The 15170-nt window shown below is 31.9% G+C and carries 14 protein-coding genes; 5 read left to right on the forward strand and 9 right to left on the reverse strand.

The window, feature by feature from the left end; genetic code table 11:
• The first annotated feature begins 3 nt into the window (after positions 1-3).
• Genes AC2LE6_RS03530 through aroF form a run of 3 tightly spaced genes read left to right on the forward strand, consistent with a single transcriptional unit; the run spans position 4 to position 2685 of the window.
• The gene (locus AC2LE6_RS03530) at positions 4-1263 is read left to right on the forward strand and encodes a shikimate kinase (protein WP_484477867.1); all 1260 of its coding nucleotides are present in this window, start codon (positions 4-6) and stop codon (positions 1261-1263) included.
• Positions 1235-1672, forward strand: coding sequence for a type II 3-dehydroquinate dehydratase (locus AC2LE6_RS03535; RefSeq protein ID WP_484477868.1), 438 nt, complete (start codon positions 1235-1237; stop codon positions 1670-1672). Before AC2LE6_RS03530 ends, AC2LE6_RS03535 begins: the two co-directional genes overlap by 29 nt.
• Positions 1669-2685, forward strand: coding sequence for a 3-deoxy-7-phosphoheptulonate synthase (aroF, locus tag AC2LE6_RS03540; protein ID WP_484477869.1), 1017 nt, complete (start codon positions 1669-1671; stop codon positions 2683-2685). Before AC2LE6_RS03535 ends, aroF begins: the two co-directional genes overlap by 4 nt.
• Before the next feature lie 51 nt (positions 2686-2736).
• Here aroF and AC2LE6_RS03545 read toward each other — a convergent pair whose 3' ends face one another.
• From AC2LE6_RS03545 to rpmH, 9 genes are all read right to left on the reverse strand, one after another.
• Positions 2737-4020, reverse strand: a complete 1284-nt coding sequence (locus AC2LE6_RS03545; RefSeq protein WP_484477870.1) for an adenylosuccinate synthase — start codon at positions 4018-4020, stop codon at positions 2737-2739.
• A 9-nt stretch (positions 4021-4029) separates the two neighbouring features.
• Positions 4030-5439, reverse strand: a complete 1410-nt coding sequence (locus AC2LE6_RS03550) for an NAD(P)/FAD-dependent oxidoreductase (protein ID WP_484477881.1) — start codon at positions 5437-5439, stop codon at positions 4030-4032.
• A gap of 197 nt (positions 5440-5636) precedes the next feature.
• A complete protein-coding gene (mfd, locus tag AC2LE6_RS03555) occupies positions 5637-9086 on the reverse strand; it encodes a transcription-repair coupling factor (protein WP_484477871.1) in 3450 nt (1149 codons plus the stop codon).
• A gap of 125 nt (positions 9087-9211) precedes the next feature.
• Positions 9212-9388 carry a hypothetical protein gene (locus AC2LE6_RS03560; protein ID WP_484477872.1) on the reverse strand — a complete coding sequence of 59 codons (177 nt, stop codon included), beginning with the start codon at positions 9386-9388 and terminating at the stop codon, positions 9212-9214.
• 84 nt (positions 9389-9472) lie between these two features.
• The gene (pth, locus tag AC2LE6_RS03565) at positions 9473-10021 is read right to left on the reverse strand and encodes an aminoacyl-tRNA hydrolase (RefSeq protein WP_484477873.1); all 549 of its coding nucleotides are present in this window, start codon (positions 10019-10021) and stop codon (positions 9473-9475) included.
• 2 nt (positions 10022-10023) lie between these two features.
• On the reverse strand, positions 10024-10632 hold the full coding sequence (gene jag, locus AC2LE6_RS03570) for an RNA-binding cell elongation regulator Jag/EloR (protein ID WP_484477874.1): 609 nt from the start codon (positions 10630-10632) through the stop codon (positions 10024-10026).
• Between the two features lie 10 nt (positions 10633-10642).
• A complete protein-coding gene (locus AC2LE6_RS03575; protein WP_484477875.1) occupies positions 10643-11533 on the reverse strand; it encodes a YidC/Oxa1 family membrane protein insertase in 891 nt (296 codons plus the stop codon).
• 4 nt (positions 11534-11537) lie between these two features.
• Positions 11538-11870, reverse strand: coding sequence for a ribonuclease P protein component (gene rnpA / locus AC2LE6_RS03580; protein WP_484477876.1), 333 nt, complete (start codon positions 11868-11870; stop codon positions 11538-11540).
• 98 nt (positions 11871-11968) lie between these two features.
• Positions 11969-12106, reverse strand: coding sequence for a 50S ribosomal protein L34 (rpmH, locus tag AC2LE6_RS03585; RefSeq protein WP_484477877.1), 138 nt, complete (start codon positions 12104-12106; stop codon positions 11969-11971).
• Positions 12107-12478: 372 nt separating this feature from the next.
• On the opposite strand from rpmH, the gene dnaA reads away from it, so the two are divergent.
• Positions 12479-13852: a chromosomal replication initiator protein DnaA gene (dnaA, locus tag AC2LE6_RS03590; RefSeq protein WP_484477878.1), complete on the forward strand. Its 1374-nt coding sequence runs from the start codon at positions 12479-12481 to the stop codon at positions 13850-13852.
• A gap of 126 nt (positions 13853-13978) precedes the next feature.
• A complete protein-coding gene (dnaN, locus tag AC2LE6_RS03595; RefSeq protein WP_484477879.1) occupies positions 13979-15103 on the forward strand; it encodes a DNA polymerase III subunit beta in 1125 nt (374 codons plus the stop codon).
• Positions 15104-15170: the final 67 nt, after the last annotated feature.

The raw sequence follows: 15170 nt of genomic DNA on the forward strand, positions 1-15170 counted from the left end.
ATTATGAGAGGATTGCTTGGAAAGAAATTATCACATAGTTACTCAAAGATAATTCACGAATCCATTGATAAATCTAAATATGATCTAATTGAGTTAGATGAATTAGATTCTTTTTTCCAAGAAAAAGCCTTTGAAGCCCTAAATGTAACCATTCCATATAAAAATGACGTTATAGCTCACCTTGATTCAACCTCGGAAACAGTTCAAGTCACTAAGTCTTGTAACACAATTGTTAATAAAGATGGTAAACTGTATGGACACAACACAGATTACTCCGGATTTGAATTCATGTGTAAGGAAAACGATATTTTATTCAAAGATAAAGTGGTTGGAATTATAGGAAACGGCTCTACTAGTAGGACAATTGCGTTCTATTCTGATAATGAAAAAGCAAAGCAAACTCTTGTGTTTGCAAGAAATCCAAAGGCTAACGAGATCAATATAGCAAATATTGATCAGTATCCAGATATTGAAATCCTTATAAACGCAACTCCAGTAGGTATGTATCCTGATAACAAAGCCACTTTAGGTCTACATTTATCAAAATACCCAAATCTGAAGACTGTTATAGATTTAATATACAACCCCTTGAAAACTAAGCTGCTTATTGACGCTGAAAAACTAAATATAAAAACGGTTAATGGCTTACTTATGCTAGTTAGCCAGGCAGTAAAAGCAAATGAATTATTCAATAACACAACCTATCCCGAATCACTAACATTATCAATATATAGCACCTTAAAATTTGAAATGCTCAACATCGTGTTTATTGGTATGCCCATGAGTGGAAAAACCTTTTATGCGAAGCAGATTAGTTCTAAATATAATAAAGTTGTTGTAGACTTAGACAATAAACTTGAAGAGGATACTGGTAAATCAATACCAGAAATATTCAATTCAGATGGTGAACAAGCATTTAGATCCATTGAAAAGCGTATCGCTTATAACTACTCAAAAGGTCTATCTCAAGCGATTTCCACTGGTGGAGGAATCATTCTTAATCCAGAAAACATTGATAATCTAAAGCAAAACGGTATAATTATATTTCTGGACATGTCACTACAGGATCTAATGGCTTGCAATCCAAAAAATAGACCATTACTGCAAAATCCTGATGATCTAGAACGTTTATATAATGAGAGAAAACCTCTCTATAATAAATACTGCGACATCATAATACCTAAAAAGGGCTATGATCAGCGGAGAATACTATCAGTAATCGAGGTGAAACTAAATGAATATCTTAATACTAAATGGTCCTAACTTAAATATGTTAGGTATTAGAGAACCAGAAGTGTATGGCAATAAGACATATAAACAATTAGAAGAGTATCTTGTTTCATTGGAGCCAATATATAATATAACCACAGATATAAAACAAACAAATTATGAAGGTATACTTATTGATTTAATTCAATACGCTAACGATCATTTCGATGGAGTTATTCTTAATGCTGGAGCCTTTACCCATTATTCATATGGTCTTTATGATGCAATAAAAAGCGTAAACATTCCAGTAGTAGAAGTACATTTATCTGACATAACAAAAAGAGAAGAGTTTAGAAAAACATCAGTAATCAAAGATGCATGCGTCAATACGTTTATGGGCTTTGGTTTTGAAAGTTACAAAAAAGGAATAGAAGAATTACTAAAAGGACGTGAAATCGCATGATTGTTAAAATAAAAAGAAATGCACTAGAACAAGATGTTAAAGATTTAATATCACAATTAGAAGAAGAAGGTTTTGAGATACATTCAAGCCTGGGGCACACCTACCAGATATTCGGAGTTGTTGGAGATACTGCAAAATATGATATTAACAGGCTTTATGCGTATCAATGTGTTGATAGTGTCCTAAGAATTCAAGAACCCTTTAAGAAGGTAAATAGGAAGCTAAAGAACGAAGATACGATCATCAGAGTTAAAGACGTAGAGATTGGTGGAAACGAAATAGTCGTTATGGCAGGTCCATGTAGTGTTGAATCAAGAGAACAAGTTGAAATAATTGCTGAGAAGGTAAAAGCTGCAGGTGCAAAAATCTTAAGAGGTGGAGCATACAAACCTAGAACATCTCCTTATTCATACCAAGGTATGGGAGAAGAAGGATTAAAAATCTTAAGAGAAGTGGCTGACAAAAATGGTTTATTGGTTGTCTCTGAATTAATGGATAAAGACCATATACCGCAGTTTGAGCAATATGTTGACATCATTCAAATTGGTGCAAGGAACATGCAAAACTTCGCATTACTAAAAGAGTTAGGAAAAACAAAAACACCAGTAATGCTTAAACGTGGCTTTAGTAACACAATCGAAGAATGGTTAATGAGCGCAGAGTATATTATGGCTGGAGGGAACGAATCAGTTATACTATGTGAACGTGGAATAAGGACTTTCGAACCAATGACACGTAATACATTAGATATATCTACAATTCCTATAGTGAAGAAACTAAGCCATTTACCAGTAATAATTGATCCTTCTCATGCTGCAGGAAAATGGGACTTAGTTGAATCATTATCAATGGCTAGTGTAGCTGCAGGAGCTGATGGTTTAATAATTGAAGTACATCACGAACCAGAAAAAGCACTAAGTGATGGAGCACAGAGTCTAAAACCTAAGAAATTTGAAGAATTAATGATTAATATAAGAAACATTGGAAAAGCAATAAAAAGAAAAGTAAACTAAAAACGCCTTAATAAGGTGTTTTTTTATATAAAAAAGGTGGATTTCTCCACCTTATATTATTTCTTTTAATACAATTGTTTGTGTTCTGTCAGGACCAACGCTAAATATAGCCAATTCAACACCTACTAATTCACTTAACTTAGTTAAATAACTTTGTGCATTTAATGGTAAATCGCTAAATGAAGACACTTTAGTGATATCTTCTTCCCATCCAGGAACTTCAATATAAACGGGTTCACAGTTCTCATAATCCTTGATATTTGCTGGGACATGATCAATAAGGTCTCCGTTTAATCTATATGCAACACATATTTTTAACTCTTTGATTCCACTTAATACATCTAATAGCATAACCGATAGCCCTGTTAAGCCACTTATTCTTTTTGTATGTCGTAATATAACTGTATCTATCCAACCAATTCTTCTTGGTCTTCCTGTCGTAGTTCCGTACTCATGACCTACTTCTCTTATTTGATGAGCAACTTCGTCATCAAATTCAGTAGCGAAGAATCCTCCTCCAACACGCGTAGAATATGCCTTTGTTATACCAACAACGTCTGTTATGTACTGTGGAGATATTCCTGTGTTTACTGGTACAGAAGCTGCGGTAGGTGAACTTGATGTAACAAAAGGATATGTTCCGTGATCCATACACAGTAAAGCTCCTTGTGCACCTTCAAATACAACTTTCTTATCATCTTCTAATTGCTTATTCAACAATACACCAGTATCAGTAACATATGGTTTCATTGCTTTTGCATATTCAATATATTCACGGTAAATGGCTTCAATACTTAATTCTGGTTTCCCAAACAATTTGAATACCTTGTTGTAGTAATTCAAGTTATCTGTTAATTTTTCTTTGAATAGTTCTTCATCCATGAAGTCACAAACTCTAATTCCAATTCTAGAAGCTTTATCTGTATATGTAGGACCTATCCCTTTTTTGGTAGTTCCTACTTTTTTATTATTGTCTTTTAAATCTTCCAACATTCCATCAAGCTCAATATGATAAGGAAGAATGATATGTGCACGATCACTAATAGCCAAGTTGAATTCATCTACTCCGCCTTGTTTAAGCATTTCCAGTTCTTCTAACATTGCTTTCGGGTTTATAACCATTCCGTTTGCCATAACATTTAAAGCATCTTTTCTAAAAATACCTGATGGTATTAAGTGTAGTGCAAACTTCTTATTATCAAAAATTATTGTATGTCCTGCATTGTTTCCACCTTGAAAGCGAACTACTACATCTGCTTTTTCAGCTAGGAAGTCTGTTATCTTACCTTTACCTTCATCTCCCCATTGTGTACCTACAACTACTATTCCGCTCATAATACCCTCCTATATTTTAGATGCTATGTCTCTAGCTATCCATATTCCATTAGCGCCTGCCTGGGCTAAACCACGCGTAATCCCAGCACCATCTCCACCAAAATACAACCCTCCAATTTTAGATTCAAAGTGATTGTTTAGTTTTGGTCTTGCACTATAGAACTTAGCTTCTACTCCATAGAACAATGTGTGTGCTGATGCGATACCTGGTGTTACATAATCTAATGCTTCTATCATTTCTACTATTGATTTCATTGTGTTATATGGTAGTACTAGGCCTAAATCTCCCGGTACAGCTTCTTTTAACGTTGGTCTTACGAATGACTCGGATAAGCGTTTATTCGTTGTTCTACGCCCTTTTTTTATATCTCCATAACATTGAACAATAATAGCTCCATTGCTTAGTTTGTTTGCAAGTTTACTAATATCATTGGCAAACTCATTTGGTTGATTAAAAGGCTCATTAAACTTATGAGAAACCAATAATGCAAAGTTTGTATTCTTACTCCCGAGCTTTGGATCCCTGTAACTGTGGCCATTTGCTAGCATTGTACCACTGTGGTTTTCAATTACAACGTGTCCACTTGGATTACTACAAAATGTTCTAACAGTAGTTCCTACACTTGTTCTAAAAATAAACTTACCTTCATATAGGTGTTCGTTTATCTCTTCCATGATTTCATCGTTTGTTTCTACCCTTACACCGATATCCACTTGATTGGACAGCGTTGGTATATCATTGTTTTTACAGATTGTTTTCAACCATTTAGAACCATCTCTTCCGGGAACCAGTACAACCTTCTTAGAAAGGAATGTTTCTCCGCCTGCGATTCTAATTCCAGTAACCAAGCCATTATCCACTAACAACTCTTTTACTTCTGTACGATATCTCATATCTATTTTTTGATTCAATTCTTCATAAATACTCTGTAGTATTTGAAGATTATCTTCAGTTCCTAAATGTCTTACTTTCGCTCTTAATAGTTTAAGACCTGATGCAAGACCTCTTTTTTCTATTTCCTTAACTTTTTTTGTTGTTGGATCGGTAATTTTAGGTGTTGCACCATGTTTTAGGTTAATAGAATCTACATAACTGATTAATTCTTCAACGATACTATCATCCAAATAATCTGTCATCCATCCACCAAACTCGCTTGTAATATTAAACTTACCATCTGAATAAGCTCCAGCTCCACCAAACCCACTTGTTATTGAACAAGCTGGAAAGCACCCACTTACGCCCTCTTTGTTAGTTGGACATTTTGATATTTTCTTTTGAAGAATTGGGCATTTACGATCATATATACTTAACCCTTTGTCTAAAAGCAATACCTTTAATTCTGGTTTTTGCTCAAGTAACTCATAACATGTAAATATCCCTGCAGGACCCGCTCCTACCACTATTACATCATATTCCATCATACTAAGCCTCCTAAAATAAAAAAGGGGTACCTAAAGATAGGTACGCCTATGCATACACTATTCAAAGTTTGGTACGCCGTTTTTGATATTTCCATTTGTATAGTAACAAACAATAATTTATATGTCAATAAGTAATTTCTTTTGAGGAACGTTATCATTTAAAAAAAGGCTATAATTAACCTTTTTCCATTATTTTATATTGCTTCTAGTAAGTCTACTATAAAGTATAAATAATGTTTATTCAATTTGATTGTATCTAAAATAATGTTGATTTTATCTAAACGATACGTGAATCTAATATACTTTGATATTTGGTTGGCCTTCATAAACATAAATTCTCCGTTTGTATTGTTCGAAGCCTCAGTTGACATAATAAAGGTTACATTATTTTTGGTTTCACGTACTCTTTCTATTCCTTTAACAATTGATAAGTGCTCAAATAACTTCTCATACATGTACAGGGTAATGTCTTTGTTTGGCGCTCCAAATCTATCGGTAAATTCCTCTGTCAACGATTGGATATCTTGTTTTGTTGATATGTTCGATATCTTTCTGTGCATTTCTACTTTAACAAAATCATTCTTTATATAGTTAGAGTCTATGTATTTGTTAACCCTAATTTTAATTGGTGAGACTGGTTCTCCTTGTGGTTCTTCAATTTCCCCGCGCTGTATAGCTATTTCTTCTTTTAACATATCAAGGTACATATCCAATCCTACAGAGTCCATAAATCCTGATTGTTCTGTCCCAAGAATATCTCCTGCACCTCGTATTGATAAATCTCTTAAGGCTATCTTGAAGCCACTTCCCAGCTCGGTAAACTCTTTTATTACCTTTAATCTTTTAATAGCTTCTTCTTTAAGTTGTTTCTTTTTGTCATACATTAGATATGCATAAGCAATACGATCACTACGACCTACTCTACCTCTTATTTGATACAACTGTGAAAGACCTAGTCTGTCAGAATCGTGAATTAGTAAAGTGTTTGCGTTTGGTATATCTATCCCTGTTTCAATGATTGTGGTTGAAACAAGAACGTCATACTCGTTATCTAAGAACTTCTCTATGACATTTTCCAACTCTAATCGGCTCATTTTACCATGTGCATATGTAACTCTAGCTTCTGGTACCAAACGTTGTACTTTGTTAGCAATCATTTCTATATCCTCTACTTTATTATACAAGTAGAATGTTTGTCCATTTCTTGCCAATTCCCTTTGTATTGAATCCCGGATAATGGCATCATGTCTTTCTAAAACGTATGTTTGAATTGGGTATCTATTTAATGGTGGTGTCTCTAATAAGCTCATGCTTTTGACACCCATAATAGCCATTTGTAGCGTTCTAGGAATTGGTGTTGCACTAAGTGAAAGTACATCAACATTGATCTTTAATTCCTTGATTCTTTCTTTGTGTTCAACTCCAAAACGCTGTTCCTCATCAATTATTAGCAGCCCTAGGTCGTTAAACATCATATCCTTACTTAATAATCTGTGAGTACCAATTACGATATCTACTGATCCTCTGGCTAGTTCACTTAGAACTCTTCTTTGATTTGATTTTGTAACAAATCTATTCAGTAGTTCTACTTTGATTCCGTGTTTTGCCAATCTGTCCCTAAACGTATGAAAGTGTTGGCGGGAAAGGACCGTAGTTGGCGCTAAATACGCAACTTGCTTGTTATCTAAAACCGCTTTAAAAGCAGCTCTAAGTGCTACCTCGGTTTTACCATAACCTACATCTCCACACAGTAATCTATCCATTGGCATTGTAGATTCCATATCATTTTTTATATCTTCTATTGCTTTTATTTGATCTGGAGTCTCTTTATATGGGAAATCAGCTTCAAAATCAAGCATAAGGTCTGTATCAGGGCTATATTGAAATCCTTTAGCATTCTCTCTTGCAGCATATATCTTAATCAATTTATCTGCAATATCCTTGATTTTCTTTCTAACTTTTTGTTTTGTTTTTGCCCACTCGGTTCCGCCCAATTTGTTTAATCTAGGCCGTATCCCCTCACTACCAGTATATTTTTGGATAAGCTTAATATTCTCAACAGGGATGAATAAAGTGTCGTCACCTTTATAAGCAATGTGTATATAGTCGTTAGTCATGTCTCCGACACTCATAGTTTTTACTTCTATGAATCTTCCAATACCATGCTCGTAGTGAACGACCAAATCTCCTTTTCTTAATTCTTCAATATTTGACAACTTCTTAGCATCTTTAATTTGTGATTTATATTTTGCCTTTTTTAAACTCTTTTGTTTGAATAGATGATTTTCATTTAAACTTATAAGATTTATATCAAAAAGTTCAACACTTACTAATTTCTCATCAATTATAAGATTCAGTGTTTTTTCAATAATTTCATCTTTTGTGCCAATAATGTTAAATCTCACTTTGTCTTCAATTATCGAGATAAACTGTTTTAATGTTTTTTGAGAGTTAAACCCTATGACAACTGTAGTGAATTTGTCATATTTTTTCAAATCCTTTAAAAGCATATGCATATTGTTATTGTATAAAGTTGGATCTTTTGCTCGAACATTTATAACATCTTTAATTTTAATTTTACTATCACTCAAAGAATCTAGATACAAACTCTTTTTACTATATATATGATTTATATCTTTTATAAGTTTAAATCCAAGTTTTGGATAATCGTCAGTATGTTCATACCAATCTGTGATATCTCTAACAACATCTGTATAATTATCAAGAATTTTGTCATGATCATAAAATACAACATTTGAATAATCGATATAATCACTAATTGTTTCAGGTTTGTCATACAAAATTGTTAAATATCGTGATAATTTATCAATTTCATGGTGGTTTGTTAAAAATGTTACTTCCTCGTTAATTCTATCTAAGCTTTTTCCTGTAATATTATTTCTTTTTATTGATTCGTTAATTTCGTTTACAACAAACTTTAGTTGATCGTCGTTATAAAAAAATTCGTACATTGGATAAATCACACAATCTTTAGTTTTGATTGTGGAACGTTGTGTTGTTAAATCAAAGTGTCTTATAGAATCTATTTCATCATCGAATAAATCAATCCTAAGAGGTTTTTCCTCGTTTAATGGGTAAATATCTATAATTCCACCTTTAACGGAGAAATCACCTTGTTTTTCAACTACACTTTCTCTTGTATACCCATAGGAAATCAAAGTCTTTGAAAATTCCTTTACAACAAGGGTATCCCCCAATTGATACTTTAGTATAGCCTTTTCCCAAGTTTTTCTGGGTGTTAGATATTTTACAAAACCTGTTGTATTTGTTATGATAATAGACTTTTTATTCTCAATTATTTTACGTATAGTATTGATGCGCTCTAATTTAAACTCGGAACTCATAGCTAGCATCTCTGTCGTTATGAATTCGTCTTGTGGAAAGAATGAAACGCTATCTAAAGGTTGTAATTTGATTAATTCATCATAGAGTTTTTGCGCTTTGTAGAGGTTTGGAGTGACAATCAAGATGTTATCATCAAGGTCTTCAAAAATGGTTTGTAAAACTAACAAACTTACTGGATCATTTGTGTTGGTAATTTTTAACTCTTCAACAGCTTTGAATTTCTCTATTAAATGGCTATAGTATGCTGTTTCCTTGAAATAATTTGTTAATTTACTCATATTTTCACCCCACGTGCTTAAGGCGAAACCTCCAAATAAGGGGGTCCGCTGTTTTTGTATTTGTATGTTATCATACGAATTGTTTTAATTCAAATAAAAAAGCCAAAGACCTGGCTTTTTTTATATTATAGTATTATGCAATTTAAAAATCCAAATCCTACGAATAAGAATCCTATAAGACTTAATATTCCATATAATTGAGCATCTATTCTATTTTTAGTAACTATGAATAAGTAAAGACCTATTGGGAAAACCAAAACGCTTAGAATTTGTAATACTAGTTTCTTGTCATTGGTTGACATAGTATCACGTTCCCTTCTTCATACTTTTATTATACAAATAATTAGTTTAAATTACAAACCAAACAAAAAAGCCCGATTAGGGGCTTAATTATATTTATTCATTAATGAAACAAAAGATTCTGTCTTGGAGAAATCTGTAATCAAATTACTTAAGTTCCCAAAAGTGCTATCTAAATCTTTTATTTCTTGTTTTGTGAATTTACCTAAAACATAGTTTTTTGTTTCAATCAAAGGATTAGAGTCTATTCCTACTTTTACACGTTTGAATTCTTGTGTATGTAAGTGATTAATTATAGACTTAATACCATTGTGACCTCCTGCACTACCTTTTTCACGTAATCTTACTTTTGCAAACGGTAGAGATAGATCATCAAATATGATTAATACATCTTCTATATCAATGTTATAGAATTCAACCATTTTTTTGATGCTTTCACCAGATACATTCATAAAAGTGTGTGGTTTCAACAATACTAGATTGCCTTCTTTTAGCCATTCACCTCTGAATTTGTTATCTTTTTTGAATTTTAATTTATTTTGTTTTGCATAATAGTCCAAACTCATAAAACCAATGTTATGTTTTGTTTTTTTATACTTTAAACCAGGGTTTCCAAGACCTACGACTAATTTCACAGTTATTTCCTAGATGATTTAATCACTAAGTGTCTGTCTTGTCCTTCACCTTCAGAAATAGTGTTAACATCTCTCCACTCAGCTAATTTTGTATGAATAATACGTCTTTCGTATGCGTTCATTGGTTTTAACTTTGCTTCAATTTTTGTTTTCGCTACTTCTTTAGCTGTTTTTGTAGCTAAGATTTCTAATTGTCTTCTTCTATTGGCTTTGTAACCACCGATATCAACTAATACAATTTGTCTTTCATCGCTATAAGTATTAATAATGTTTCTGATATAAAATTGAATATTTTCTAATGTTTTACCATTTTTACCTATTAATATAGGGTTTTCATCTGAGTTTATAGTATAACTAATTTCGTTTTCGCCTTTTTTTCTCATTTCAATAGATACTTCAATGTTCATGTTGTCGAACATTTCGCTTAATATTTCATATCCAACTTCAGCTGGATCTACTTTAATCTTCGCTTCAACTATTAAAACTTTTTTAATCATACCTTTTTTATCTAAAACAGTTATGTCAATATGGCTTTCAGGTACTCTTAACTCTTTTGAAGCTAATTTAAGACCTTCTTCAACAGTTTTGACTTCTAATGTAATTACTTTCATATAGTCACCTTTAGTGTCTGTCTGCGAATTGCTTAGCGCTTTGACGTCTGTTTAGGTATGTTTGTAAAAATTGGTAACCTGTACCAATTACCCAATACAAAGCAATACCGGCATTTGTAGCGGCGATACTAACTAACATGAATACCATAACGTATGACATGATTTTCATTGTGTTTTCAGATGATTTTGCTTGTTGATTTTGATTGTATTTTTTATTTTGCATATATTCTGGTTTCTTCATAGTATATCTTTGAGAGAAGAACATAATTACCCCTACTAATAGTGGTAATATCCAAATTGGATCCGCATCCCCTAAGTCTTTAATCCATAAGAACCCAAAATTCAAAGATTCTCTATAATTAGGAAGTCCGTTTACAACTTCATCTAAAGGTCCTTTTAAACCATCAAGCGTTCCATCAGTTAATGGTATTCTTCTAACCACTTGATACATTGCGATGAAGATTGGCATTTGTAAGAATGGTAATAAGCAACCTAATGGGTTGATTTTGTATTCTTTGTAAATAGCCATAGTTTCCATTTGCATTTTCTTTTGTGATGCTTCGTCTGTTCTACCTTTGTATTTTTCTTTTAATGCTTCTAAAGCTGGTTGAGCTTGTTGCATTTTTACTGTCATTTGGTTACTTTTAGCATAGATTGGCCATCCTACAGTTCTGACGATTAACGTAACAACAACTAATCCAACCCAATAATAACCACCAGCAAGTTCACTAACCCATACAGTTAGATTTGCTACTTGTTCAACGATCCATTGGAACCATCCCCAACCTACGTCTGCACCTAATGGTGAGTCGTAACTCGATGTTGCTCCACTACAAGCACTTAAAACAAACACAAGTGCAAGAGTTAAAACTAATAATTGTACTCTTCTTGACTTATTCATTGATTCACCTCAATATTTTATGTTTTGTAATTAATGTTTCGATAGAATCTTTTATTTGTGTAAAGTCTAATGTGTTAGCATTTGTCTTTATAACAATGAAAAGATCTATTTTAGGGTCTATATCCATTTTTGATATTATTTCCCTGACTTGTCTTTTGATTTTATTACGGTATACCGCGTTACCAAACTTTTTTGGTACACTTACGGCAAATCTGAAATGATTGTTTTCATGGTTTTTCTTTTTATAAACAACAAAAAATCTGTTTCCAGTACTTTTTCTCTGTTTAATGATCATTTCAATCTCTTTACCTTTTTTTACACGATACTCTTTTTTCATAAAACCACCTACCTAAAACAAAAATCACCTAAAAAACATATTATAGTTCAGGTGATTTCGGGTATATATAATATTTTATTTTTAGATGTTATTATTTGTTATACAGTTAGTTGCTTACGTCCCTTTGCACGACGTCTTGCTAATACTTTTCTTCCACCAACAGTTTTCATTCTTGCGAAGAAACCGTGAGTCTTAGCTCTTTTACGTTTGTTTGGTTGATATGTTCTTTTTGGCATATTCAACACCTCCTAATCAATAGTTAAAAACCATGCTATAACATTATATATGCAGATAAATTCTGTGTCAACACTTTATGCAAAAATATTATTAGCAATATAGTTGTATAAAAAGTTTTCCACACCCTTTTTTCGCTTAATTTAGAGAAAGTAACATTTTGTAATGTGGATATGGGGATTGTGGGTAACTATTAAAATGTGGAAAATGGAAAACTATACTTAACGGCTTAATGTAAGTGTTAATCCCTGTGCGGATAACTATTGTTTGTATACCCTCTAAAAAAGTTTTCCACATTTAGGGTGGACAAGATAGTGTTCTTTTGGTTATTATTCTATGGTATATTTATATATAGGAAGATAGAGGTGAACATCATGGAGAAATACACAAAAATATGGGATGAAATTAAACAAGAAATTGAAGAAGACCTAGATGAATTTGTTTTTACAGAGATTTTTGAACCTGTAAAGACAGTTTTTAAAGTGTCTAATAATTACATCTACCTTGTTGCTCCGAACGATTTTGTAAAAAAGAGAATAGAAATGCTGTATCTAAAGAAAATTGATCATTTGTTAGAAAACAAATTACCTGAAAGACATAAATTTAGAGTTTTAACTGAGGATTCTGCTTCAAAAGAACTTCAAGATCAAAAGGATTTCTCAATAACAGCTCCAGAACCTGCTTTAACTAGTAAATACTTACAAGGGAATATGAATGCTTCGTATACTTTTGATAGTTTTGTTGTAGGTAACTCAAACAGATTGGCTTACACAAGTGGTATGAAGGTCGCAGACCAACCAGGTGTTGTAGCAAATCCTTTGTATATTTTTGGAGATGTAGGATTAGGAAAAACCCATCTAATGCAATGTGTAGGTAATTATATTTTAGAAGGTGACATGAACAAAAAAGTTTTATATGTTAAAACAGATCAATTTGTTGAAGAATATGTTCGTTTAGCAAGTAAAAAACGTTTTGATGAATTTAATCAGAAATATAGAGATGTAGACGTTTTATTGGTTGATGACATCCAGTTTTTAGCAAAGAAAGAGAAGTCACAAATCGAGTTCTTCAAATTGTTTGAAACACTTCACCAAATGCAAAAACAAATCGTAATAACAAGTGATAGATCTGCTGGAGAATTAAAAGATATAATGTCTCGTTTAACATCTAGGTTTGAATGGGGTGTTACTGTAGATATTAATCGTCCAGATTTAGACCACAGGATTAAAATACTAAATAAAAAATTAATGGCTGAAACGTCTGATGTTACTTTGATTCCTGATGGTGTTCTTGAATATATAGCTAGTGTGTTTGACAACAACGTAAGAGAATTAGAAGGTGCTTTAAAAAGAGTGTTGTTTTATTGTACTGCTTTTAATTTAGATTTTAATGTTAAAAACGCTGAATTAGCACTAGAAAATTTAGTAAAACCAAGAGTTAATGATAAATTCTTACATGAAAATAAAATAAACAACATATTGAGTGTAGTAAGCGATTATTATAGAATATCAACAAGTGATTTGATATCAAAAAAACGTACAACTAACTATGTTTTTCCAAGACAAGTAGCTATGTACTTAATTAAAACAATGTATGACTTACCTTATAAGAAAATAGGTACTTATTTTAACAACAGAGATCATTCAACAGTAATGCATTCTGTAGAGAAAATTTCCAACGAAATGGAAATGGATATTAACGTGAAAAAAGATGTAGATAAATTGAGGATAAAATGTGGAGAAAACTAAAAAAAAAATCCCACAAAACGTAATCATATGGTATAATATACTGTGATATGAGATGGGTTATCCACATATCCACACGACACTAATAATAATAATAATAAAAACATAATATATTTTAGGGGTGATTGTATGAATTTTCAAATAAACAAAGACACATTACTTAACCATTTAATTGTTTCTCAAAAAGGATTATCAAATAAAACACCTAATCCTGCATTACAAGGAATTAAACTTGAAGTTTTTAAAGATAATTTATTAATTACAACAAGTAATTCTGATATAGCTATTAAACAAACTATCAAAGATGCAAGTTTAGAAGTTAAATCAGAAGGTTCTGTTTTAATACCAGGAAAGTATTTTATAGAAATCATAAGAAAACTAGATGGTTTAAAAGTTAATCTATCTCAAGTAGCAGATAATATGTTAAGAATTGAAGCTGATAGATCAGACATAACATTAAACATGATGGACTTAGACGATTATCCTGAATTACAATTTAGCGAAAAAGTTAAATCTATTAAAATAAATGTTAGAACATTAAAAACAATTATAAGACAAACAGCTTTTGCAACGTCTTCAGTTGAAAACAGACCAATATTAACTGGTGTAAACTTTAAAATTGAAGGAAATAAATTAAACGCAATAGCAACTGATAGTTATAGATTATCTCGAAAAGAAATTGAATTAAACGAGAGTTACGAACTATTGAATATAATAATTCCAGGGCGTAGTTTAGAGGAATTAGTTAAAATATTAGATAATAATAACGAAACTGTTGAATTACATTTTGATCACTCTAAAATTTTATTTAAATACAAAGATATTTTATTCCAATCAAGATTATTAGAAGGAAATTATCCTGAAACATCAAAATTAGTTCCAACAGAATTTCCAATAGTTATTAAATTTAATAAAGAAAGTTTATCTACAGCGATTGAACGCGCAAGTTTATTAAGTAGTAGAGATGGAAACAACTCAATTGTTAAATTAGCGCTCCGCCAAGATAATATTATTGAAATAACATCAAACAGTCCTGAAATTGGGAAAGTTTTAGAAGAAGTTTACCCTGTTGATGAAATAGTTGGATCGCCATTTAAAATTGCTTTTAGCTCAAAATACATTATTGAAGCGTTAAAAGTATTTAATAGTAGCGAGGTTTTAATCAATTTTACAGGTGAAATACGTCCCTTCGTTCTTAAAGGCGAATATGACGAGAATATGATTCAATTAATCTTACCAGTGCGCACAGAATAAAAAGTCCTTCAGAGGGCTTTTTTTTATGCGTAAAATCTTGCACTTTACACTGTTATATATTATAATA

The organism is Candidatus Izemoplasma sp. (assembly GCF_982632705.1).

Excerpts from the sequence above, each read along its gene's own strand:
- AC2LE6_RS03530 (WP_484477867.1), top strand. The coding sequence starts at position 4 with ATGAGAGGATTGCTTGGAAAGAAATTATCACATAGTTACTCAAAGATA.
- AC2LE6_RS03535 (WP_484477868.1), top strand. The coding sequence starts at position 1,235 with ATGAATATCTTAATACTAAATGGTCCTAACTTAAATATGTTAGGTATT.
- aroF (WP_484477869.1), top strand. The coding sequence starts at position 1,669 with ATGATTGTTAAAATAAAAAGAAATGCACTAGAACAAGATGTTAAAGAT.
- AC2LE6_RS03545 (WP_484477870.1), bottom strand. The coding sequence starts at position 4,020 with ATGAGCGGAATAGTAGTTGTAGGTACACAATGGGGAGATGAAGGTAAA.
- AC2LE6_RS03550 (WP_484477881.1), bottom strand. The coding sequence starts at position 5,439 with ATGGAATATGATGTAATAGTGGTAGGAGCGGGTCCTGCAGGGATATTT.
- mfd (WP_484477871.1), bottom strand. The coding sequence starts at position 9,086 with ATGAGTAAATTAACAAATTATTTCAAGGAAACAGCATACTATAGCCAT.
- AC2LE6_RS03560 (WP_484477872.1), bottom strand. The coding sequence starts at position 9,388 with ATGTCAACCAATGACAAGAAACTAGTATTACAAATTCTAAGCGTTTTG.
- jag (WP_484477874.1), bottom strand. The coding sequence starts at position 10,632 with ATGAAAGTAATTACATTAGAAGTCAAAACTGTTGAAGAAGGTCTTAAA.
- AC2LE6_RS03575 (WP_484477875.1), bottom strand. The coding sequence starts at position 11,533 with ATGAATAAGTCAAGAAGAGTACAATTATTAGTTTTAACTCTTGCACTT.
- rnpA (WP_484477876.1), bottom strand. The coding sequence starts at position 11,870 with ATGAAAAAAGAGTATCGTGTAAAAAAAGGTAAAGAGATTGAAATGATC.
- rpmH (WP_484477877.1), bottom strand. The coding sequence starts at position 12,106 with ATGCCAAAAAGAACATATCAACCAAACAAACGTAAAAGAGCTAAGACT.
- dnaA (WP_484477878.1), top strand. The coding sequence starts at position 12,479 with ATGGAGAAATACACAAAAATATGGGATGAAATTAAACAAGAAATTGAA.
- dnaN (WP_484477879.1), top strand. The coding sequence starts at position 13,979 with ATGAATTTTCAAATAAACAAAGACACATTACTTAACCATTTAATTGTT.